The organism is Streptomyces sp. NBC_01716, assembly GCF_036248275.1.
In the GTDB taxonomy this organism is placed as follows: Bacteria; Actinomycetota; Actinomycetes; order Streptomycetales; family Streptomycetaceae; genus Streptomyces.
This window is the reverse complement of the sequence record NZ_CP109181.1, coordinates 882,685-904,048: the sequence shown is the minus strand read 5'-3', so window position 1 is coordinate 904,048 and position 21,364 is coordinate 882,685. Positions and strand designations below refer to the sequence as shown.

At 67.8% G+C, this 21,364-nt stretch carries 16 protein-coding genes and 1 pseudogene; 10 read left to right on the top strand and 7 right to left on the bottom strand.

Annotated elements, in window-relative coordinates; all coding sequences use genetic code 11:
- Positions 1-15: 15 nt before the first annotated feature.
- Complete coding sequence (locus OIE74_RS03900) at positions 16-1,557, bottom strand: phage tail sheath family protein (protein ID WP_329378424.1); 1,542 nt, start codon at positions 1,555-1,557, stop codon at positions 16-18.
- Positions 1,558-1,831: 274 nt separating this feature from the next.
- Here OIE74_RS03900 and OIE74_RS03895 point away from each other — a divergent pair, with 274 nt between their 5' ends.
- The 6 genes and pseudogenes from OIE74_RS03895 (at position 1,832) to OIE74_RS03870 (ending at position 8,443) form a co-directional block, all read left to right on the top strand.
- Complete coding sequence (locus tag OIE74_RS03895) at positions 1,832-5,545, top strand: phage tail protein (RefSeq protein ID WP_329378422.1); 3,714 nt, start codon at positions 1,832-1,834, stop codon at positions 5,543-5,545.
- Positions 5,542-6,120, top strand: coding sequence for a HEAT repeat domain-containing protein (locus OIE74_RS03890; protein WP_329378420.1), 579 nt, complete (start codon positions 5,542-5,544; stop codon positions 6,118-6,120). Before OIE74_RS03895 ends, OIE74_RS03890 begins: the two co-directional genes overlap by 4 nt.
- Before the next feature lie 525 nt (positions 6,121-6,645).
- The gene (locus tag OIE74_RS03885) at positions 6,646-7,410 is read left to right on the top strand and encodes a transposase family protein (RefSeq protein ID WP_329378418.1); all 765 of its coding nucleotides are present in this window, start codon (positions 6,646-6,648) and stop codon (positions 7,408-7,410) included.
- A 69-nt stretch (positions 7,411-7,479) separates the two neighbouring features.
- Complete coding sequence (locus OIE74_RS03880; RefSeq protein ID WP_329378416.1) at positions 7,480-7,725, top strand: DUF2283 domain-containing protein; 246 nt, start codon at positions 7,480-7,482, stop codon at positions 7,723-7,725.
- Between the two features lie 116 nt (positions 7,726-7,841).
- A complete protein-coding gene (locus OIE74_RS03875; RefSeq protein WP_329378414.1) occupies positions 7,842-8,051 on the top strand; it encodes a hypothetical protein in 210 nt (69 codons plus the stop codon).
- Positions 7,999-8,443, top strand: a pseudogene (locus tag OIE74_RS03870) (DNA-binding protein). The gene OIE74_RS03875 and the pseudogene OIE74_RS03870 overlap by 53 nt, the downstream one beginning before the upstream one ends.
- A 15-nt stretch (positions 8,444-8,458) precedes the next feature.
- Here OIE74_RS03870 and OIE74_RS03865 read toward each other — a convergent pair.
- The 4 genes from OIE74_RS03865 to OIE74_RS03850 all read right to left on the bottom strand — a co-directional run bounded on the left by OIE74_RS03865 (position 8,459) and on the right by OIE74_RS03850 (position 14,056).
- Positions 8,459-10,486: an ATP-binding protein gene (locus OIE74_RS03865; RefSeq protein ID WP_329378412.1), complete on the bottom strand. Its 2,028-nt coding sequence runs from the start codon at positions 10,484-10,486 to the stop codon at positions 8,459-8,461.
- Positions 10,483-11,136: a DUF4255 domain-containing protein gene (locus OIE74_RS03860; protein ID WP_329378411.1), complete on the bottom strand. Its 654-nt coding sequence runs from the start codon at positions 11,134-11,136 to the stop codon at positions 10,483-10,485. Before OIE74_RS03860 ends, OIE74_RS03865 begins: the two co-directional genes overlap by 4 nt.
- Before the next feature lie 16 nt (positions 11,137-11,152).
- Entirely contained in the window at positions 11,153-13,240 is a 2,088-nt protein-coding gene (locus OIE74_RS03855; protein WP_329378409.1) for a VWA domain-containing protein, read from the bottom strand.
- A 192-nt stretch (positions 13,241-13,432) separates the two neighbouring features.
- On the bottom strand, positions 13,433-14,056 hold the full coding sequence (locus OIE74_RS03850; protein WP_329378407.1) for a helix-turn-helix transcriptional regulator: 624 nt from the start codon (positions 14,054-14,056) through the stop codon (positions 13,433-13,435).
- A gap of 212 nt (positions 14,057-14,268) precedes the next feature.
- Between OIE74_RS03850 and OIE74_RS03845 the strand changes: the two genes are divergently transcribed.
- Entirely contained in the window at positions 14,269-15,603 is a 1,335-nt protein-coding gene (locus OIE74_RS03845) for a COG1470 family protein (RefSeq protein WP_329378406.1), read from the top strand.
- A 31-nt stretch (positions 15,604-15,634) separates the two neighbouring features.
- On the opposite strand, the gene OIE74_RS03840 is transcribed toward OIE74_RS03845, so the two are convergent.
- Positions 15,635-16,498 carry an eCIS core domain-containing protein gene (locus tag OIE74_RS03840; RefSeq protein WP_443076016.1) on the bottom strand — a complete coding sequence of 288 codons (864 nt, stop codon included), beginning with the start codon at positions 16,496-16,498 and terminating at the stop codon, positions 15,635-15,637.
- Between the two features lie 180 nt (positions 16,499-16,678).
- Between OIE74_RS03840 and OIE74_RS03835 the strand changes: the two genes are divergently transcribed.
- The 3 genes from OIE74_RS03835 to OIE74_RS03825 all read left to right on the top strand — a co-directional run bounded on the left by OIE74_RS03835 (position 16,679) and on the right by OIE74_RS03825 (position 19,130).
- A complete protein-coding gene (locus tag OIE74_RS03835; protein ID WP_329378402.1) occupies positions 16,679-17,443 on the top strand; it encodes a hypothetical protein in 765 nt (254 codons plus the stop codon).
- 193 nt (positions 17,444-17,636) lie between these two features.
- The gene (locus OIE74_RS03830; RefSeq protein WP_329378400.1) at positions 17,637-18,224 is read left to right on the top strand and encodes a hypothetical protein; all 588 of its coding nucleotides are present in this window, start codon (positions 17,637-17,639) and stop codon (positions 18,222-18,224) included.
- Positions 18,225-18,230: 6 nt separating this feature from the next.
- Positions 18,231-19,130, top strand: a complete 900-nt coding sequence (locus OIE74_RS03825) for an SRPBCC family protein (protein ID WP_329378398.1) — start codon at positions 18,231-18,233, stop codon at positions 19,128-19,130.
- A 251-nt stretch (positions 19,131-19,381) separates the two neighbouring features.
- On the opposite strand, the gene OIE74_RS03820 is transcribed toward OIE74_RS03825, so the two are convergent.
- Complete coding sequence (locus OIE74_RS03820; protein ID WP_329378396.1) at positions 19,382-21,223, bottom strand: serine/threonine-protein kinase; 1,842 nt, start codon at positions 21,221-21,223, stop codon at positions 19,382-19,384.
- Positions 21,224-21,364 lie beyond the last annotated feature (141 nt).

Genomic DNA, 21,364 nt, shown 5'->3' with positions numbered 1-21,364 from the left:
AACGGACCGGGCGGGTCATTCGTCGATCCCGCCGCTGCCGCCGGTCAGTTGGGCGAGCCGGAACACCACGAACTCGGCCGGCTTGACCGGCGCGACCCCGATCTCGCAGACGACCTGACCGGCGTCGATGCTCTCGGGCGGGTTCGTCTCCCGGTCGCACTTCACGTAGAACGCCTCTTCCGGTGTGAGCCCGAACAGCGATCCCTTGCGCCATTCGTTCACCAGGAACGCCGAGACGGTACGCCGGACACGCGCCCACAGCGCGTCGTCGTTCGGCTCGAAGACGACCCACTGCGTACCGGCGAGGATCGACTCCTCCAGGTAGTTGAAGAGCCGCCGCACATTCAGGTACCGCCAGGCCGGATCCGACGCGAGGGTCCGCGCGCCCCACACCCGGATGCCGCGCCCGGGGAAGGAACGGATGCAGTTCAGCCCGATCGGATTGAGCAGATCGTGCTCGCCCTTGGTGAGTTGGGTCTGGAGCGTGACCGCGCCCCGTACGACCTCGTTCGCCGGGGCCTTGTGCACCCCGCGCGTGTCGTCGTTGCGCGCCCAGACCCCGGCGATGTGCCCGCTCGGCGGTACGAGCGTGGCGCGGCCGGACGCCGGGTCCGCGACGCTGATCCAGGGGTAGTAGAGCGTCGCGTACTTCGAGTCGAAGTTCGCCCGGTCCGTACGCCAACTCCGCACCTGCTGCGGGGAAAGACCCGGCGGCGGGTCCAGAATCGCCACCCGGTCGCCCATCAACTCGCAGTGCGATATCAACCCTTGCTGGACGGCGATCACCGACTCCAGGTCCAGCAGCCCGCGTTGGTAGGCGCTCATCAGGTCGGGGGCGGCGATCATCGTGACCTCCTCGACCGCCTCCAGACCGCCCAGACCTGTCCGGCGGTCGGCGTCGCCGACGTACACCTCGGGTGCGAGCGCACCGGCACCGCCGGCGGCGGGGGCCGCGGGCGCGGCGGGTGCGAGGGCCACGGTCTGTGGCTCGGGCCGGGCGGGGGCGGCGCCGCGCCCCGGGTCGCGTATCTCGATCAGCTCCGACTTGGCGTTGACGCGGGTGGCGACGTTCTCCTTGCTGCGCTTCGTCGTCACGGAGGGGTACGTCTCCGCGACCTGTCCGTCGCGCCGCACGATGAGCTGGAAGGTGTCGGAGGGGGGATCGTCGCCCTCGGCCGCGGTGACCTCGACGGTGATCTCACCCGTCACGCCCGGCCGGGGCTTCACGGCGTAGGGCCCGATCTGCACCTCGGCCCCCGCCGCCAGTTCGCCGGTCTCGTCGCCGACGGAGGTGCCGTCGCCGATCCGTACGACGTAGCAGACGCCGCCGCCGTTCGAGAAGAAGCCGTAGACGGACGAGGCGAGATACGTGCCGTCGACGAAGTCGCCGAAGGTGGTCACGTACTGGGTCCAATTTGTGATCAGTGTCGGCTCGTCGAACGGCCCCTTCTGGGCGAAGCCGACGAAGGCGGCTATCGAGGTGCCCACCCCTTCGATCGGCCGGGACCCGGACTCGACCTCTTCGACGTAGACGCCGGGGGACAGGTACGACGGCATAAGTGCCTCTCTTCGACGCGCTCCTCGCGCTTCTCGCGCTCCTCGACCGGGGAACGCCGGCCATTCTCGCCACTGCGCCGATCACCCGGAACGGATAGTCGGCCGCCCTGCCGTGCACGGACGACTGCCCGAAGAGGCAACGCGACCACTCCCGCCGTGCCGGCGAGGTCTGCCCCCACCCCGGTCCGCGCGTCCTGCGCGCGACGGGCGGGGGCCGCACACCCTGACAAGTCACGTCCGGGAAGGCGGCCGGAGGCCGAAGGGGGGCGAACGGATGAAGGCGGTCCCGGAGAAGCCTTCAGCCGCGCCCGCGCGCCACGATGTCCCGCACCGCACGGAGGCGGCGCCCCGGTCGCCGGCCCCCGCCCCCGCGCCTGACCGCCGTGGCATCCAGCGGTTGCAGCGGATGGCCGGGAACGCGGCGGTGTCCCGTCTGGTCGCCCAGCGCTACACCGCCCCGGTCAAACCGGCCCCCGCGCAGGCGGCCGGTTTCCGCAAGGTCAAGGCGGATGTGGCGGCGAAGAAGGCACGGGTCGCCGCGCACCCGCCGGCGGCCGGTGAGGCGAAGGCGTCGCAGGACGCGGCGGTGGCGCCGCCGGACGACAAGGAAGCCCAGGGCAAGGCCGCGAACGCCGAGAAGATGAACGAGGCGAAGCCCGGCGAGTTCGACAAGAAGGCGTTCGTCGACGCGGTGAACAAGGCGATCGACGCGCAGGCGCCGAAGAACCTCGACGAGGCGGACAAGTTCTCCAAGTCGGGCAAGGCGGACCAGGTCAAGGCGGAGGTCGACGGGAAGGTCACGGACGGCAAGGAGTCCTCGGCCAAGGACATCGACACCGCGACGGCGGCCCCGCCGGACACCTCCGCGGCCAAGGACAAAGAGGTCACCCCCCTCACCCCGGACCAGCCCCCGGCCAACCCGGGCGCCCCCTCGGCGGCGGACGCGATCCCGGAGAAGCAGCCCGCGGCGGTGACGGACTTCTCGGAGGGTCCGGCGCAGAACGACCAGGCGATGGAGGACGCGGAGGTCACCGAGGAGCAGCTGGCGAAGGGCAACGAGCCGGAGTTCAACGAGGCGCTGGCGGCGAAGAAGACGTCGGAGGCCGATGCGGCGAAGGCTCCGGCGAAGGGGAAGGCGGCGGAGGACCAGCAGTTGGCCGCCGCGAAGGCGGGGGCTGCGGCGTCCGGTGCCCAGGCGATGACGGCGCTGACCGCGAAGCGTGACGCGGCCGGGAAGCAGGTGGACGGCGGCAAGGGCGACACGAAGACGAAGGACGAGAAGAAGCGCGCCGAGGTCACGGCGAAACTCCAGAAGGTCTACGACGGCACGAAGAAGGATGTCGAGGAGACGCTGTCCGGCCTGGACAAGAAGGTCGACACGGCGTTCACGTCGGGGGAGAAGGCGGCGCGGGACGCGTTCACGGCGGACCACAAGCGCCGGATGAAGAAGTACAAGGACAAGCGCTACTCCGGCCTGATGGGCAAGGGCCGCTGGGTGAAGGACAAGTTCGCGGGGCTGCCCAAGGAGGCGAACGACCTCTACCAGGAGGCCCGCAAGCTCTACGTCTCGAAGATGCAGACCGTCATCTCGTCGGTGGCCGACATCATCGGCGCCGAGCTGGGCCGGGCGAAGGCCCGTATCGCCAAGGGCCGGGCCGAGTTGAAGGCGGAGGTCGACAAACTGCCCGCCGATCTGAAGGCGTTCGGCGAGGAGGCGGCGAAGGACTTCGCGGGCAAGTTCGACGACCTGGAAGCGACGGTCGACGAGAAGTCGGAGCAGCTGGTCCAGGACCTGGCGACCAAGTACACGGCGGCGCTGAACAAGATCGACGAGGAGATCAAGAAGCTCCAGGAGGCGAACCGGGGCCTGATCGACAAGGCGAAGGACGCGATCGTCGGCGCGATCAAGACGATCAATGAGCTGAAGAACCTGCTCCTGGGGATCCTCGCGAAGGCCGCCTCCGCGATCATGAAGATCATCAAGGACCCGATCGGCTTCCTCCGTAACCTGGTCACGGCGGTCGGCGCGGGCCTGAACCTCTTCATCACGAACATCGCGGACCACCTCAAGACGGGTGTCGTGTCCTGGCTGCTGGGCACGGCGGTCAAGGCGGGCCTCGAACTCCCGGCGAGGTTCGACCTCAAGGGCATCATCCAGCTGATCGGCTCCCTGCTGGGCCTGACCTGGGACAACATCCGCGCACGCGTGACCCGCAAGGGCGTCCCTGACGAGGCGATGTCCGCGGTCGAGACGTCGGTCCCGGTGGCCCAGAACCTGGCCCGCGAGGGCCCGGCGGGCGCGGCGAAGGAGATCCAGGCGGAGACGGGCGACCTGAAGACCACGATCCTCCAGAAGCTCACGAGCTACCTGATCCCCACGGTCCTCATCGCCGGCATCACCTGGATCCTCTCCCTGCTGAACCCGGCGTCGGCCTTCATCAGGGCGGTCAAGGGGATCATCGACATCGTCACGTTCATCGTGACGCAGGGCGCCCAGATCGTCGATTTCGTGAACGCGGTGCTGGACGCGGTCATCCAAATCGCAAACGGCGGCCAGGCGGGCGTCCCCAAACTGGTCGAAGCGGCCCTGGCCGCGAGCGTCCCACTCCTGATCGGCTTCCTGGCGGCGCTACTGGGCATCGGCGGCCTGGCGAACAAGGTCAAGTCGGTGTTCCAGTCGGTGTCGCGCCCGGTGACCCGCGCTATCGACAAGATTGTCGACTTCATAGCCAAGAAGGGCAAGGCCCTCTGGGCCAGGCTCAGGAGCAAGAAAGATAAGAGCACTCCCGAGAGGGACCCATCCGCGCGGAGTCAACAAAAAAAGCAGCAACGCCTCGATCGAGCCATAAGCGTTCTGCGGCCCAAGGTTTATGCCCTCATTGGGCGAAATGTATCTGAGTCGCGCCTTCGTGTACAGCTCCTTACCTGGCGAGGAATGTATCGCCTCTCCAGTCTTATCGTTAAACGTAATGAAGGCAATGTCGACGTCATTGCCAAGGTGAACCCGGAAGGAAAGGTGGCCGAAAAGGTCGTGAGCAAACTCGGGCCAGATCTACATGCAATGCTATCTAAGATCGGATCCGATCTGATAACTCGGCCAGACATTAAAGAGGATGCGAAGAAGATCCAACAGGATCGAATGAAAGCCAAGCAGCAGCGTGAAGATGACCGGATTGAGACGCGGGAGCGACGAGAAGAGGAGGCGGCGGCGAGGGCCGCTGCCACTGGAAAGAATCCCAAGGTTAAGGACGTCCCTCTCTCATCGCGCCCCGGACGGTCCCAGGCCGCCGAGGCCCTGGCCATCTATGACGAGAACCTGCGCCGCGATCCGAAAGCTGCTGACAATATTGAGATTGTCCCAGGAATTGAAGTGAAGGAAAATCAAACCTATTCGTCAATGCCTGGGCACATAAAGACCTTCGGGCTTGGTCGGGGAGGGCACTACGATCCGTTCGTCATTAATATTCTGGACGGATTATCGGAAAAAGGATACACAACCCCAGAGCTCCAACAGGCGATCGCGGAAGTAGCTCAAGGGTTGCGACCATCGAACCAGGCCATCTCGAACGATCCTAAAGCGGTGGCGCAACTTGCCTCCATAGTCCGACTGATGTTTGCTGTGGAGGGAGGCCGCAATCCGATCGCGTTGGCCACTAGCGCGATGACGTGGGAATCGGCGCACCTACCAAATACGACATGGGGGGATGTGGTCGTAAAATATAACCCAATGGCGCCAAGGGGAATCAATGAAACGGTGAGGGCATCGCTAGTGCCGGAGGCTGAGCGATCGGCGGCGCTTCAGGCAAAGGTTCAGCGGATGCTCCGGAACGAGATGGATACCACCATCCGATGGGTAAAGACCCTCATGACCGGTGACAATCCGTTGTTTGAGAGTGAACACGAATGCAGGATCTTCGTGGAATCAAGGATGGAAAGTCACTTGAAGTCGCGTATTGCGGCCTATGTCCTACCCGGGGGGACTTTGTGAGCATTTCCACCGTTCGACTCGTTCCTGCGCCGCTTGTAGATATTGAATCGGCGGCGGCAACGTTCATTTCGTTGGGGCTTACCAAGCATGCCGCTCACATCGCAGAGGCCAACCAGGCCTCAGCCGAGGAGATTTGGCTGACAGGCGATGCTGAGACGTCAGTGCACTGGGTCAACGACGAACTGCTCGATGTCAGCTACATCGTCGTGCGTGGAGGCAATGCCGATTCTCTGGCCGAGAATATCCGGTCAGAGCTTCCGATGGATGGAATCCCGGACTTGCAGGCTAGAGCAATTGCGGACCGAGACCCTGATGTCCTGATTGACACCCTCTATCGAACCGCAGTTGTCGCAGGTTCGAAGTACGATCCTCGGGCATTCGCTCTGTTGCGCTGGGGGCTTGGCGATCCTGATCCGCTGATTCGGAGGGTTTCGCTGGTAGCTGTCTCGATTACCGGCTGGGAAAGATTCATTCCGATCTTAGACGAAATTAGCAAACAGGACATCGTAAGTGAAGTGCGCGATCAAGCCGCCCGTGTCCGCGATGGTCTGAAACCTGGAACCGAGAACCTCTGACGTACTTGGTCTTGCGCTTCTCCCGCACTAGTTCGCCACCCAACGAGTCTGCCGAGCTGATCTATCTGCCAGACGGAAACGAGGATACCGCCCCGCTGTCAGCCACGCGTTCCGGCTAGTGTTCACCTCTGGATCAGCCCCAGATATGGCCCGAATTCTGGCGCCAGCGATCAGGCGGCCCTGTTTTTTGGTACTCCCTCTGGATCGCGTGTATCAGCGTGGCCATCGTTACCGGCGTGGCCGTGTCCGCCGACAGATATGCCGATGTCACCGCTATTGAGCGGATGTTTTCTCCCGCTAGCTCGAAGTTGGATGCGCAGAGGTCCAGGGCAGGAGGTGCTGTGCGGGGTCGGGGACTGGGAAGTTGAACGGTGACCTAAGCGTGAAGCAGTTCTCCTAGTCTGTGAGGCTTCTCCAACCTGGTTGCGTAGCACGTCGGTTGGCTGAGGGCGGCGTTGAGGAAAAGGTGAAGCTCCTGCTAGATGGGTTGTCTACCAAGATCAACCTGTCCGCCCGGAGCTTCACATGCTTGTCCACCCATCGGGGATCGATCTGTCCACCTCGACCCTGCGCTACCTGTCCGACCTGCTGAGAGCCCGGCGGCGTGAGCGCGGCACGCGCTGGCGCCGCCTGAGCGCGGACCGACAGGCTCTGCTCGCGCTGGCCCATCTGCGCTGCGGGCACACGTACGCTCAGCTCGCGGCCGGCTTCGGGATCGGGCTGGCCACCGTCTACCGGTACATCGTCGAGGCGGTTGAGGTCCTGGCCGCCCTTGCCCCCACCCTCCAGCAGGCCATGACCGTCGCCGCCAACAAGGCATTCGTGATCCTGGACGGCACCCTGCTGCACATCGACCGCATTGCCGCCGACCGCCCCTACTGCTCTGGCAAGCACAAGCGCCACGGCATGAACGTCCAGGTAATCGCCGACGCGTTCGGACGCCTGCTCTGGGCCTCACCTGCCCTGCCAGGTGTCGTCCACGACATCAAGGCCGCATGCACCCACGGCATCATCGAAGCTCTCACCCAAGCCGGCATCCGGCCGTGGGCCGACAAGGGATATCAGGGAGCTCAGGGGACGATCCGGGTGCCTTACCGGGGCTGCTGGAGCACGCTCCCAGCCGGGAAGCGGGCGGTGAACTCCTCCCACGCCAAGATCCGAGCCGTCGGAGAGCAGGCCAACGCCACCCTGAAGAGCTGGCGGCTCCTGCGCAAACTCCGTTGCGGCACCACCCGCATCACCGACATCGTCAAGGCCGTCCTGGCCTTGCACCTCGCCACGGCAGCCTGAGATCGCTTCGGCCGGAGGCATGGACAAGGACAGCGCCACCATCAACGACAGCAAGGGAGACCGCTCACCGTGACAGACGTCAGAGTCACCTACGACAAGACCCTCAACACAGCGTACGTATACCTCACCGAACCGCAGGCCCGCGTGAAGTCCGCGCGCATGTATCCCTGCGATCCAGTGGACGTCGACGGCATGATCAACCTCGACTTCGACGAGCAGGGCCGCCTCATCGGCATCGAGGTATTGGCGGCCAGTTCGAAAATGCCCGAGTACCTGCTCCAGTCCGCGGAGCGACTTGACACCGAAGGTGCATGACCAGCCGAGCACCACGCTCGCGGCGAACAGGTTGGAAGAGGCTCAGTGTATTAGGTGGCTGTCATGAGCGACGACGTCAACTACGGGTCGGTGAAGGCCCCACCGCCAACGTCTCCGTGAGTCTTCACTCGGGCAACATCGCGGCCGTCCGCGCCCGTGTGGGCAAGCGGGCCTTCTCGAACTACGTGGACGCCGCCGTACAGCGCCAGATCGAGCGGGACAACCTCGCCGAGCTGACCGCCGCGCACGAGGCGGACCATGAAGCCTTCAGTGATGCCGAGGTCGACGCTGCCCGTGCCCTCCTGCGTGGAGACGCCGACGGCTGAGTGGGGAACGCTCGTGCTGGACAGCGAGGGGCTTTCCCAAGCTGGTGGCCGACGACCGTGAGGTCATGGCCTTGGTGCATGGTGCCGAGAAGGAGGACATGCGGGTCGTGACCAGCGTCCTCACCCTCATCGGGGCGCATCACGCACGGGTGAACTCCGCTCGCTTCAACTGGGCTGTTTCCCGGCTGAACGTAGAACCCGTCAACGAGGAGATCGGTCGTACGGCGATGGCCTTGCTCGTCGACGTGGGCCTTCATGGGCACAAGTACGCGATCGACGCCGTGGTCGCCGCCACCGCGCTCCATGCTCCGAAGCCGGCCGTCGTTGGCACCTCCGACCCGGAAGACCTTGCCATGCTCTGCGGGGACCGGGTCCGGATCGTCAAGGTCTGACGCTCGCGGGCGCGTTCAGTCGCGCACCAACCCCAGATACGGTCCGAACTCCGACGCCAGCGTCAGGCGGCCCAGTTTTTGATACTCCCTCTGGACCGCGTGGATCAGTGTCTCCATCGTCACCGGGGTGCCCGTCTCCGCCGACAGGTATGCTGACGTCACTGCTATCGAGCGGATGTTGCCTCCCGCCAGCTCGAAGTTGGACGCGCAGAAGTCCAGGTCCAGGTCCGTGCCCCGGGGCAGCAGGGGGCCCAGGCAGCGTTCCCAGAGCAGGAGGCGCTGTGCCGGGTCTGGGAGCGGGAAGTCGACTACCAGGTCCAGGCGGCGGGTGAACGCGTCGTCCAGGTTGGCGCGGAGGTTGGTTGCCAGGATGGCCAGGCCGTCGAAGGACTCCATCCGTTGGAGCAGGTACGCGCTCTCCACGTTCGCGTAGCGGTCGTGCGCGTCCTTCACGTCGGAGCGTTTGCCGAAGATCGCGTCCGCCTCGTCGAACAGCAGCACGCCGTTCACCCCCGCCGCCTCCGTGAAGATGCGTTCGAGGTTCTTCTCCGTCTCGCCCACGTACTTGTCGATCACCGTCGCCAGATCCACCGTGTAGAGATCCAGGCCCAGATCCGCCGCGATCACCTCCGCCGACATCGTCTTGCCCGTGCCCGAGTCGCCCGCGAACAGGGCCGAGACGCCCCGGCCCCTACCGCCTCCCGGGCGCATACCCCATTCGCCCAGCACCCGGTCGCGGTGGCGGGCGCGGGCCGTGAGTTCGCGGAGTTGGGCGTGGGTGTCGGCGGGGAGGACCAAGTCGTCCCAGGTCACCGTGGGTTCGATACGGCGCGCCAGGCGGTCCAGGCCCGCCGCGTTCTGGGCGCGGGCACCCTGGCGTACATGGTCGGGGGTGAGCCCACCCGCCAGGCGCGCCGTCTGGGCCGCGCTGCGCGCCGCGCCCGTGACCTGTTCCGGCGTGAGGAGGAAGGGAGCGAGCAGACGGTTCGCCTCGATCGCGGGCGGGAGCGGGGCCCCGGCCCACTGTTCGTACGCGTCCGTCCACAAGGCCCCCCGCGCCGACGGCTCCACCCGGGGCGCGTGCAGGAGCAGTGGGGGAGAGGCGGACCACGAGGCGTCCCACGGGGCCCTGCCCACCAGGATCGTCGGTACCTGTGTGGCCGTCAGGAGGCGTAGCAGGGAAGGGTGCTCGCGGAACACAGCGTCCAGCGGGGCGCACACCAACCCGGCCCCGCTCAGCCGCGCCTCCCGCACCAGCGCACGCACGGAATCCCGCGGCGCCGGATCCTCCGCCAGCCGTGCCAGGTCCAGGCCCAGCACGCCGAGGCCGGCACCCGTCAGCGCGGACGCCGCCAGGGCCGTACCCGCGCCGCCCTGGTCCTCGCGGAGATAGGCGAGTCGGACCCCGTCTGCCAACACCCCGGCGAGCGGGGCCGGGTCGCCGACGCCACGTACCGCGTGCCACGGGGCCAGCAGATCCGCCAGCCGCGGATCCGGGGTGTCGTCGCCCAGCAGATGCGCCGTCACCCGGTCCGGCACCCGCAACGCCCTGCTCAGGAAAGGCCGTTCCAGGTCCTCGACCAGGAGCAGTCCACCCGCCCGCAACGGGGAACGGGCCGCCAGCCGAGCGCGGGCCGCCTGGTCCGCCGGGGACGAGCCGCACAGACCCAGGGCCAGGCCGGCGGACGGACGGCGGCGGGTCACGTCATCGTTCAAGTAGCCGTAGAACGCCTCGAACCGGTCGTCCAGATCCGGTACGAGCGCGATCAGCAGGATCTCGACGTCCAGCGCGGTCAGGCCGAACTCCGCCGCCAGGGTGGTGAGCCGGGAATCCGGAGGGTCGGCCACCAACTGCTCGTCAGGAGGCGGGAACGACCGGGCTCCCTCCTCGTCGAGCAGTCTCGCGACGTTCTCCTCCGTCAGATACAGGCCGCGGAACGCGTCGTCCGGGTCCGGGTCGACGCGCTGCCGCGCCTCGACCGCCCGGCGCACGCGCTGCTCCACCGCGACCGCCCGCGCGAGCAGATGCCGCAAGCTGGTCACTCGGGCTCCCGGCGCGGACGGCCGGGCCGCGCCCCGTACACCGGCTGCCCCCGCGTCTCGGCCGAGTCCCGCGCGGGCACGTCCCCGAACCGCGCCTGAAGCCCCTCGTCACCCACCGGCGGGCCCGCCTTGTAGACCGGCGATGACGTCACCGGCACGCTGATCACCAGATCCAGCGAAGGCTTCAACTCCCCGCCCAGCGCGCTCCACACGTCCGCGAACGACCGGTCCTCCGGCGGTGGCAGCGCGATCGACACCGGTACCGCCGCCCCGATCTCCGCCAGGGACCCTGTCAGCCGTTCCGGCGGCAGCGCCTCGTACCGCAGCAGACACGCCAACAGCGAGGACAGCAGCCGGTGTTCGTCCTCCGGGCGCTTCGTCCACGCCGTGATCAGGTACGACAGCTTGAAGAAGCGCGGCGGGCGGCGGCGTGCGACGATCGCGCCGCGCTCGTCGTACTCGTTGTGCAGACCGCGCTCACGCCGGCGCATGTCCTCGCGGATGTCGTAGAGATAGAGGTTGACCATCGGCGAGTTGACCTTCGCGGCCCATTCCCTCGTCGGCGCGTCGAAGACCACCGCGATCTGGCCGCCTTCGAGGACCTCCGCCCGGATCAGGCTCCGCAGGACGTCGTCCACCTCATGGATCACCCGGACACCTGCCCCTTCACGAGCGGCCCGCGAAGTCCGGTGGCTGGAGGTTGCGTTGGACCACCAGGACCGGTTTCTGAAGCCGGGGCAGACCGGATGCGTCCGCCCGCAGCACCCGTGGACCCAGCGTGTCCTTGCGCAGCACCAGCATCTGCACCTCGAAGGTGCCGTTACGGCCCACCCGTATGCCCGACCTGTCGGCCGTGATGCCGAGAGACCAGGTCAGGCGTACGGTCTCGCCGGGCGGATAGTCCTTGCCCCGTGCCAGCACCGGCTGGCCCGGCTTGGCGACCGGCGGGGTCACCTCCAGCGACGGCTTCAGGACGCGCAGCCGGTCGGTGTCCCGGTTGTCGGCCGTACGGCGGTCGGGCAGCGTGCCGCGCACGGTGGCCCGTACGTCGCCGTCGATCGCCGCGCGGTACGTCGCCGTCTGCGCCACCTCGATGCGGCCCCCGGCGGGGATCGTGCACGGCCGGGCGGCAGTACAGCGGTTGAGGGCCGGCAGAGTACGATCGCCCGCCCGGGACGGCGCCGGCCAACTCGCCGTGAGTACGACGCCTGTCGCCGTGTCGGGCCCCGCGTTGGTGACCGTGAACCGGGCGCGGGCAGGGCGGCCGACGTAGGTACGGTCCGGGCTGACGTCGGCCCGTACCGCGATGTCCGACGACGGCGGTACGGGGGGTTCGAGCACCTCGAACCGCGCCGTGTCCGTACCGGAGTTGCCGGCCGAGTCCGTGGCCGAGCAGGTGACCGTGGTCGTACCGACCGGGAAGAGCGCGCCCGACGCGGGATCGCAGGTCACCGGCAGCTCGCCGTCCTGGGTGTCCGTGGCCGAGGCGGTGTATCTGATCCGCGCCCCGTCGTCGTCCTCCGCCCGGACCGTGCGGTCGTCCACGGTGACGACCGGGTCGTTGACGTCGTTCACGGTGATGCTGATCTTCTGCTGGAAGTCGGGATCGGGTACGGCGGCGGGGCCGATCTCCGCCATCCCCGGTACCTGCGCGCCGAGTTGGAGGAACTGCACCGTGCAGGTCAGGGTCGTGCCCTGGGGCGCGTCGGCCGACACGTCGACGTTCTCGGTGAATTGCGCGGTTCCCCCGCTGGTGAGTTCTCTCGTCGGCGGCTCCAGGGTGACACTCAGACGCGGGTCGCAGTCGCGGAGTTCATGACCGACGGTGGTGGGCAGATTGTCGAAGCCGTCCATGATCGCCTCGGCCGTCTCGTCCGGCTGGATGCCTTCCAGCAGCCGGCCACCGGTGGCGTTGATGATCCGGGTGGCCTGGCCTGGGGTGGTCGGCGGGTCCTCGATCTGGTCCGGGAAGTCCGGATTGTTGGCGTTCCCGTTGCCGTTCAGACCGTCCCCGAGGTTGCTGTCCACTTCGATGCCGATCACCCGGACCCCGTTGTCCTGAAGGTCGGCGATCGTGTCGTCGATGGTGTGGCCGTCGCTCGGCGCGTGGCTGGAGGAATCGCTGACCAGGACGACGACCGGGCTCGCGCCCTCACGGAACACCGTCTTGCCGTCAGCGCCGTTGGCGATCTCCCACAGCCCGTTGATCCAGTCCTCCGACGGACCCATGCTGAACCCGCCGAGGTCCGTCGTCAGATTATTGACACCGGTCTGCACCAGGCCGATGTCGTCCGTCAGCTCCTGGAGCACCTCGAACCCGGCGTTCGGTTCGTCCACCTCCTGATCGCCGAACGTGGCGACCGCGAAACGTGAATCGGGCTCCTCGGCCAGGATCTTCTCGGTGATGTCGGGCAGATTGTCCTGGACGCTCGTGATCGGCACCTCCATGCTGCCCGTGCCGTCCACCAGCAGCACCACATCCGGTCTCGGCGGGATCGCGGGAGTCCGCACCTGCTTGGTCACACCCGTCGAACCGCCCGGGTCCAGCGCCTCGTCGAGTGTGGCCGGCGTGACCCACGGGACGGGGGGTACGGGAACGGCCGCCGCCCTCCCCGGGCCGCTCCCCGTCGCCGACACCGCCGACGCGGGGACGAGACCGGTGGCCAGCAGGAGCAGGACGAGCGCCGCAGCGCGCGGGGCGCCGCCGTGCCTGGTCCACCCGCGCGACCGCTCTCCCGGCTGAATCCACCGCACAGTCTTCCTCCCCGTCCCTTACGGCCCCGTCCCCGGACACGCCGCCGCATCGGGGCGTGCTCGGGGCGTCGGCGCGTCGCCGCGCCCCGCGTACGGTCCCGTACAACTCCCGTACACACAGCGGAAGTCGAGCCACTTCAGCGGGAAGGCGCACCTGCCCTTTGGGGCAATCCGCCGAGAGGCAGACGGAGATCAGATAAGACCCTGGCGCAGCGCGTACGCCACCGCGTGCGAGCGATTGCGCAATTGCAGCCGGGTCATCACGGAATGCAGCACGTTCTTGATCGTGCGTTCGGAGTAGGCCAGCTTCGTCGCGATGTCAGCGGTGTCATAGCCCTCGGCGACCAGCCGCAGCACGTCCACCTCACGCGCCGCCAGACCGGTGAAGTGCAGACCGCGCGGCCCGAGCACCTGACCCTGCAGTCTGCCCACCTCTTCGAGGAGACGTCCGAGCAGGTCGGAGGGGAGATGCCCCTCGCCACGCGCCACCGTCCCGATGACATGCACCAGATGCTCCGGTGTCGACTCCGAGCGTCTGACCACCCCGGCGACGCCGCACTCCGCCGCGCTCACCAGCTTCTGTTCGTCGATGTCCGTGGTGACCAGAACGGTGCGGCAGGCGGTGGTGCGCTGGATGTGCCGCAGCGTGCGCAGCGCGTCCTCGTCGATCGTGTCCACGACGATGACCACCACCTGCGGAGAGACGTCGTCGTCCCACTCCATGACACTGACCTCGGGACGGGCCCTCAACTGACTGGCCACGCCCGCCTGGGATATCGGATCTTGAGCCCGTAAAGCGACAGTGGTGCGCTCCATGCGAATGCTCCCCCTGGGCAACAGCCGGAAGCGTCACAGGAAGACACAGGCCTCACAGCTGTAATGGGTCGCCCCATCCGTTGTGAGGCGGTCTGAAGATTCCCGTGTTACCCGACAAGGAAACTGAAAGGTTGCCACGGGCAGCGAATCTGCCCGAAAGTGTTCCTTCGCGGCCGATGTCCTACCGGATCATCGACTCTACGGTCCGCGGTATGAGTCTCACCGCAAGCCTCGACGAATCGTCCGTCGCCGCCGAACCGGGCGAGGAGACGGCCCTTCCCCTGCGGGTCCTCAACTCCGGTTCGACCGTTGAGGAATACCGCTTCGAGGTGGTCGGCGCGTGCGCCGCCTGGTCGGCGGTGGAGCCCGCGGTCCTGTCCCTGTACCCCGGCGACTCCGGGACCGTGTCGCTCCTGCTGCGCCCACCCCGCGACTCGACGGTACCGGCGGGCGAGACGCCGTTCGGCGTCCGGGTGGTGCCGGCCGGTGACCGGAGTGGGACGGTCGTGCCCGAAGGACGGGTGACCGTCCTGCCGTTCACGGAGACGACGGCCGAGCTGGTCCCGCGCAGCTCGCACGGCTCACGGAACGGACGGCACCGGTTCGCCGTCGACAACCGGGGCAACACACCCGTCACCGTACGGCTCGGGGCCCGGCCCGGTACCGAGCTGGTACGGGTGGACTTCACCGCTCCCGAACTCCGGATCGAGCCGGGCCGCGCCGAGTTCGCGAAAACGCGCGCACGGCCCGCCAAGCGGATGTGGCGGGGTGCCCCGGTCACGCACCCCTTCCAGGTCTCCGCCGCCCCGCAGTCGGTGGTCGAGGGCGAGGAGGCCCCTGAACCCGTCCTGGTGGACGGCTCCTACCAGCAGGAACCCATCCTGCCGAGCTGGCTGCCCCGGGCACTCGTCGTCGCGGCTGTCGTGCTGATCGCGCTGGTCGGCCTCTGGTACGCGCTGCTGCGTCCGGCGGTGAAGTCGGCGGCCCGGGAGGCGGTCACGCCGGAGGCCGTACGGTCGGCGGTCGAGGCCGACCCGAGCCGGTCGGCGGACGGCGGGGACCCGGGCGGGGCGGACTCGGCGGGCGGCGACTCCGCGGGTGCGGGCACGGACGGCGGCACACCGGGGGCCAGCACCTCACCGAGCCCCGGCCCCTCGGCGGACGACGCCGCGGCGAACGCCCCGACCAGCGCGCAGGTACGGGTCAGCGACGCGGTGGGCGGCGGCGCGAACAGCGGGACGGCCCTGCGGGTACCCGCGGGACAGACCTTCCAGCTCACGGACATCGTGGTGCAGAACCCGCAGGGTGACGCCGGGACGGTCGTCGTCTCGGCCGGGCCCGAGACCCGGGTGCTGAGCCTCGGGCTGGAGAACTTCCGTGACTCCGACTACCACTTCGTGACCCCGATCGTGGTGCCCGCGGGCGGCACGGTCACCATGACCATCGACTGCCGGAGGGTCGGCCGGCCGGTAGGAGCGCCGGCGCCCTCACGGTGCACGGAGTCGCTGTTCCTGGGCGGGACGATGAAACCGGCAGCCGGAGGCTGAGGGGGCGGGCGGGGGACGGTCCGGCGCGCGATCAGGCCGGCGCCTCGTCCTCCTCCTCCGGGCTCTTCGACTCCGCCCGCTGGACGAACGAGCCCTGGACGTCCGCCGGTTGCTCCTCCTCGTCCTCGGTCGCCGCCCGCTGTACGGCGGGAGCCGCCGAGGCGGGAGTCGGCGCGGCGACGGGCGGGGCGGCGACGGGCGGGGCGGACGCCTGTGCCGGTTCGGCCAGTACCCGGTCCGCGTTCGCGACGGCCTCCCGCTCGAACCGGTCCGAGGGGTCGCTGACCCGGATGCCGCCCGGTGCCTCCGTCCCCTCCACCGGCCCTTGGCGCTGCTGGATCACATGGGTCAGCTCATGGGCGAGGGTGGTACGGCCCTGCGGCGACGACGGGTCGTACGCGTCGCGCTGGAAGACCACGTTGTTGCCCACGGTGTACGCGTGCGCGCCGACGCCCTTCGCCGAGTCGTGGGCGGCCGAGTCGTTGTGGATACGCACGTCGGAGAAGTCCGCGCCCATCCGGTTCTCCAGATCCGTACGGGTCTCGGTGTCGATCGGCGACCCACCGGACGACACGACCTCGTGCACCGGCGAACGCGGCTCCTCCTCGGCCCGTTCCTTCTCGGCCTGTTCCGGCGAACCGTTCCGGGCACGCTGGATCACCGGGCCGAGCGCGCCGTTGCCGACGGTCCGCTGGAGGAGGCCCATCCCGGCTGTGCCGATCACGTCGGTACGCCCGGTGGCAGCCGCGCGGTAGAGGTGATGGGCCCGCCCGTCCTGGGCGTCGTGGTCCCGTTCGGGGGCCCGTTCCCACTCCCGCTCGTGAGCGTGACCTTGGTCGTGGTCGTGGTCGTGATCGTGGTCGTCGTGATCGTGATCGTGTGAGCTCATCGCCATCTCCCTGACGGCACCGGTCCGGCACTTCACCCTGACCGGCGCGCACGTTCCCCGTCCAGGCCGAGCACCGGCCCGACCGGGGCACCCGCCGGTGCCCCTTCGGGCAGCCCGCGGGGTGCGTCGTCCGAGCGGGCGCATGACACTGGGAACGCGGGGGCGCGCCCCAGTGAGGAGTGCCGTATGAGCCAGAGCGATGACAACAGGGACGACTACGACGAGGAGGAGACGGAGGTCGTCGCCGCGGAGCCGGCCGGTTACGCCGATGATGACGCGGCCGGCGGAAAGGAGCCCGACGTCTATCTCGACGTACCGGTGCTCAACATCGACGAGATTCAACTGGAAGTGCAGGACCTGCGGGCCCATGTGTCACTCCAGGCGGAAGTCCTTGATCTGCTCAAGCTGAATGTCGGCGCCGATGTCGCGCTCGGTTCTGTCCAGCTCGATATCAAGGGTGTCGAGGCGCAAGCACAGTTGAAAGTCCGTCTGCACAACGTCTCGACCATAGTCAACCGGGTATTGACGACGATCGACCGGAATCCGGAGATCCTGGAGCAGCTCACCAAGCGCCTGGGACAGGCGGTCGAGGACGTCGGTACGGGGGCGGGGCAGGCGGCGGGGGAGATCGGCAAAGGCGCCGGCGGCGCCGCCGAGAGCGTGGGCCAGGGGGCCGGGGCGGCTGTGCGGGATGTCGGACATGGGGCCGGTGAGGCCGTGGAAGACGTCGGCGAAGGCACCAAGGGAGCCGCGGAGAACCTGGGGGAGAGCGTAGGCGAAGCCACCGAGGACGTCGGCGAAGCCACCGAGGACGCCGGTAAGGACATCACCGGAGTGGCCAAGAACACGCGGAAACCGGTCAAGGCTCCCGAGGGGCACGGTGGCGACGGGCACCACCACCGGCGGCGGAGCGCCCGGACAGCCCGGCGTCGTGACGCGTACAAGCGTTGATTTCTCAATATCTGCCTTGAGCGGTTCACCCGAATGGCGTTCCCGTCATGGGCGGCGCAGAGTTGAACAAGTGGGTGGGGAAAAAATTCCGTATGCGATAACCGTCGGCTTCGTGGCTGCGACAGAGTGTAAGAAATCTGGAATGCGTGGGCTGCTTCGGCCGAGACGAGAACCTCGCGAAGGAGGGTGACTCATGCAGCAACAGACGAAACTCGCCGTGGCGACAGCCATCGCCGGCGGCTATGTACTTGGCCGGACCAAGAACGGCCGTCTCGCGCTCACGGTGGCTGCTGTGGTGGCCGGGAGAGGGCTCGGACGCGGCCCCCGGGAACTGGCAGCCGAGGGCGCGCGCCGGCTGGGGGAAGCGCCGAAGGTCGCGGAGTTGGGGGACCAGTTCCGTGACCAGGGTGTCGAAGCCGCGCGCAACGCCCTGTCGGCCGTCACCGACCGGGGCATGGGTTCGCTGGCCGACGCGATCGGCGGGCGCGCCACGGCGCTCGGTGAGAAGGGCCTCAAGCCGGACGCCGAGGACGCCGAGGACGCCGAAGGCGCCGAAGACGACGAGAGCCTGAAGCAGGAAGAGGAAGAGGAGGAGGAAGAGGAAGAGGAAGGCGAGGGGGCGGAGGAAGAGGAACCGCCGGCCGCGAAACGCCGGCGCCCCACCCGCGCCACCGGTACGCGCCCGGGACCGAAGAAGAAGGCTCCCGCCAAGAAGAAGGCCGCGCCATCGAAGAGGGCGGGGAAAGAGACCGCATCGTCCCGCTCCAGCCGTCGGAGGTGATTCCGGATGACCAGCACCAAGGAGGACACCGCCACCGGCACCGCACCCTCGAACGCCGAGAGGCTGCGTGAGGAACTCTCTCACTACGTCTCGTTGACACTGGACCGTGCGGTCGACAAGGTCGGCGGCAAACTGACAGACGTCACGGGCAAGTTGACGGACATCGCGGACAACGGCGGACAGCTGCCCGCCATCGGCTCCCGCATTCTGCACGGCGAATCGCCGCTCGGCTCGGTGGTCTCCGAGAAGGCGAAATCCGTCAAGGACTCCGTGGTGGACAAGGCCAAGGACCTGACGGGCCTCGGCGGGGGCAGGCCGGGCACCGGGGACGTGAAGGTGACGAACCTCGTCGAAGTCCTGGACGTGGGCGTGCCGTTGAGGACCGCGTACGACTACTGGACCGAGTACGAGAAGTTCGCCGAGTACACCAAGGGCGTGGGCAACGTCTCGAAGGACGAGGACGACGACATCACGAGCAAGTGGACGACCAAGGTGGGTCCTTCGACCCGTAACTTCGAGGCCACCGTCCTGGAGCAGATCCCCGACGACCGCATCGTATGGACGTCCGAGGGCTCCAAGGGCACCACTCAAGGGGCCGTCAGCTTCCATGAGATGGCGCCGAACCTGACCAGGATCGTGCTCGTGGTCGAGTACTACCCGTCCGGCTTCTTCGAGAAGACGGGCAACCTCTGGCGGGCCCAAGGCCGCCGTCTGCGGCTCGACTTCAAGAACTTCCAGCGGTACGTGACTCTCACCGACACGGAGCCCGAGGCCTGGCGCGGGGAGATCCGGGACGGCGAGGTCGTCCGGACACACGAAGAGGCCATGGAGGCGGAGAACGAGGAGGACGACGAGAGCGACGAGAGCGAGGAGAAGGAAGACAACGAAGGGTACGACACGACGTGAGAGGCTCACATCCTGCGGGGGTGTGAGGCCCGCATGCCGTGTCCTGTGGATCAGGCCACTTGCCGATGCGGAGCCGCCCCCGCGGCCACCGCCACGCCGAACCCCCGTACCCGTTTCATCTGCCACCCCTCCACGTCCGCTTTCGCCGGCCAACTCGGCTGCCACGTCGAACGGTTGCCGTCAACGACGGTCCGATCATCGTGCCCGCGCGTGGACAGCGGCAGCCGGATCTTCTGGGAAGGTGGACAAGCTCACAGGCGAAACCAGGTGCGGTTGCCGGCCCGTCGGTTCTGCCGGATCTGCTTCTTGAGCGCTGTGCGCAGGGCGAGTGCTGTCGCCGCCTGCCGCTGGTACTCGTTGCCAGGTCTGTTTCTCAGCGTGTTGAGCAGTGTTTCCAGCAGGGACAACGCGCGCTCGGGCTCTCCGGCTTCGCACACACAGTGTGCGTGCTGGATCCGCAGGCGTACGTCGCTTTTCGCCAGGGCTGCGGGACTGGTGGGTAACAGCTGTTCGTACAAGGGAAGAGCCGCGCGGTAGTCGCCGACCTGGTAGGTGTCAAGGGCCAGCCGCAGCCTCACCTCGACGACGCGAGAGTCGTCGTCGCCCAGCCCTTGCTCGAGGTCGGGCAGAAGTGGCTCCAGCAGGCCACGGCGGCGGGCCGCCTGCTCGTCGTCGCGCGGTCCGTTCCTCGGCAAGGGCCGACCGTGCGCGTCGTATTCGCGGTCCAGGGCTTCGACGAGGTCGAGCCGGGCGGTCAGAGTGATGGGATCGCGGGCGCCCAGTACTCGGGTGGCCTGCGCGATGATCTCTCTGAGTTCGGGGATGTAGCGCCTGCCGTCGACATGCCCGCGAGCCGCGGTGTTTCCGGTCAGGACGGCCCGGACATCAATGGTGCGGCGATGCTTGGGGCCCAGCGCCCGGATCAGCCGCGGCAGCATGTTCTCCAGACCGCCCTGGTCGTGTGCCGACTGCCAGGAGTACATCGCGCGCTGATAGCCCGCCTCGACGGACAGAGGATCATCCGCTCCGAGTGCCTCACCAAGGTCGTGGATCAGTAGATCGAGCATCCGTACGAACTCTGCCTCGTCACTGGTGGCGTAGTGGGCCAGGACCCGGTCGAGCCGTCGCTCCAGGGCCACGCGCACAGGGTCGCCCGGTTCGTGTACGTCATCGTCCTCGGTCTGCTGGAGCGTCGGGGTGTAACCCGGGGGCGAGCTCGGGTCGTCGTGGGCGGGTGTCGTGTGGTCGAAGGCCGGATACCGGCTCTGCCGGACGATGTCCGCCAGACGGTCAGCCACCCGCTGGGCGCTTGCCGGCCGCTGAGCGGGATCCTTGGCCAGCAGGTCCATGACCAACCGGTCCGCCGCCTCGGGCAGCCCCGGGCGCAACGAACTGGGGCGGGGCGGTGTGCCGGCGACATGCTGGGCGAACAGTTCGTGGGGCCCCCGTCCGGCGAAGGGGAGTTGTCCCGTCAGCATCTCCATCAGGACACACCCCAGGGCGTACAGGTCGGCCCGTCCGTCGACCGCGGCGCCGCTGTCCCATCGTTCCGGCGCCATGTACAACCAGGAGCCGATGACCTGTCCATCAGCGGTGATGCCGGTGTCCGCCTGGTACTTGGCGATACCGAAGTCGAGGACCTTCGCCGTGCCTCCTCCGCGATCCATGATGATCACGTTGGCCGGCTTGATGTCCCGATGCACCACGCCCATGTCGTGTGCGGCGCCCAGCGCTTCACAGATGTCCTTCGCCCAGGAAAGACAGGACGCGAGCGGCGGAACGCCGCGGCTGAGGACTTTGGCAAGAGTCTCACCCGAGACCAGTTCCATCACCAGATAGATGAGAGCTCGCCCCTCGTGCAGGGCCTCACCGTAGTCGTACAAGGCTGCGATGTGCGGGTGCGTGAGGTTGCCCGCGAGCTGGGCCTCAAGCGCGAAACGTCGCACTTCTTCGGCCGACTGCGGATAGCCGATCTTGACCGCTACCTGTCGTTTCACCCTGGTATCGAAAGCCTGCCAAACCTGTCCAAACCCGCCACTCCCCAGCAACTTCCCGAGTTCGTAACGCTGTTCGAGCACGTCCTGCGGCCGCATCCGCTCCCCCCGAGTCCAGTCGGCTCATCATCCTCGCCCTTCAGGGCAGTATGCGTGGCTGACGGCGATACCTGGCAGGCTCGGGTCGGACCGCGGCGTACCACGCCCCGACACCTCCCGGCCCCCGCCCGGCGGTCGGCA

Bases quoted from the DNA above. Each gene is read 5' to 3' on its own strand.
- OIE74_RS03830 (WP_329378400.1), top strand. From the start codon at position 17,637: ATGCAGCAACAGACGAAACTCGCCGTGGCGACAGCCATCGCCGGCGGC.
- OIE74_RS03820 (WP_329378396.1), bottom strand. From the start codon at position 21,223: ATGCGGCCGCAGGACGTGCTCGAACAGCGTTACGAACTCGGGAAGTTG.
- OIE74_RS03850 (WP_329378407.1), bottom strand. From the start codon at position 14,056: ATGGAGCGCACCACTGTCGCTTTACGGGCTCAAGATCCGATATCCCAG.
- OIE74_RS03895 (WP_329378422.1), top strand. From the start codon at position 1,832: ATGAAGGCGGTCCCGGAGAAGCCTTCAGCCGCGCCCGCGCGCCACGAT.
- OIE74_RS03845 (WP_329378406.1), top strand. From the start codon at position 14,269: ATGAGTCTCACCGCAAGCCTCGACGAATCGTCCGTCGCCGCCGAACCG.
- OIE74_RS03885 (WP_329378418.1), top strand. From the start codon at position 6,646: ATGCTTGTCCACCCATCGGGGATCGATCTGTCCACCTCGACCCTGCGC.
- OIE74_RS03840 (WP_443076016.1), bottom strand. From the start codon at position 16,498: ATGGCGATGAGCTCACACGATCACGATCACGACGACCACGATCACGAC.
- OIE74_RS03900 (WP_329378424.1), bottom strand. From the start codon at position 1,557: ATGCCGTCGTACCTGTCCCCCGGCGTCTACGTCGAAGAGGTCGAGTCC.
- OIE74_RS03825 (WP_329378398.1), top strand. From the start codon at position 18,231: ATGACCAGCACCAAGGAGGACACCGCCACCGGCACCGCACCCTCGAAC.
- OIE74_RS03835 (WP_329378402.1), top strand. From the start codon at position 16,679: ATGAGCCAGAGCGATGACAACAGGGACGACTACGACGAGGAGGAGACG.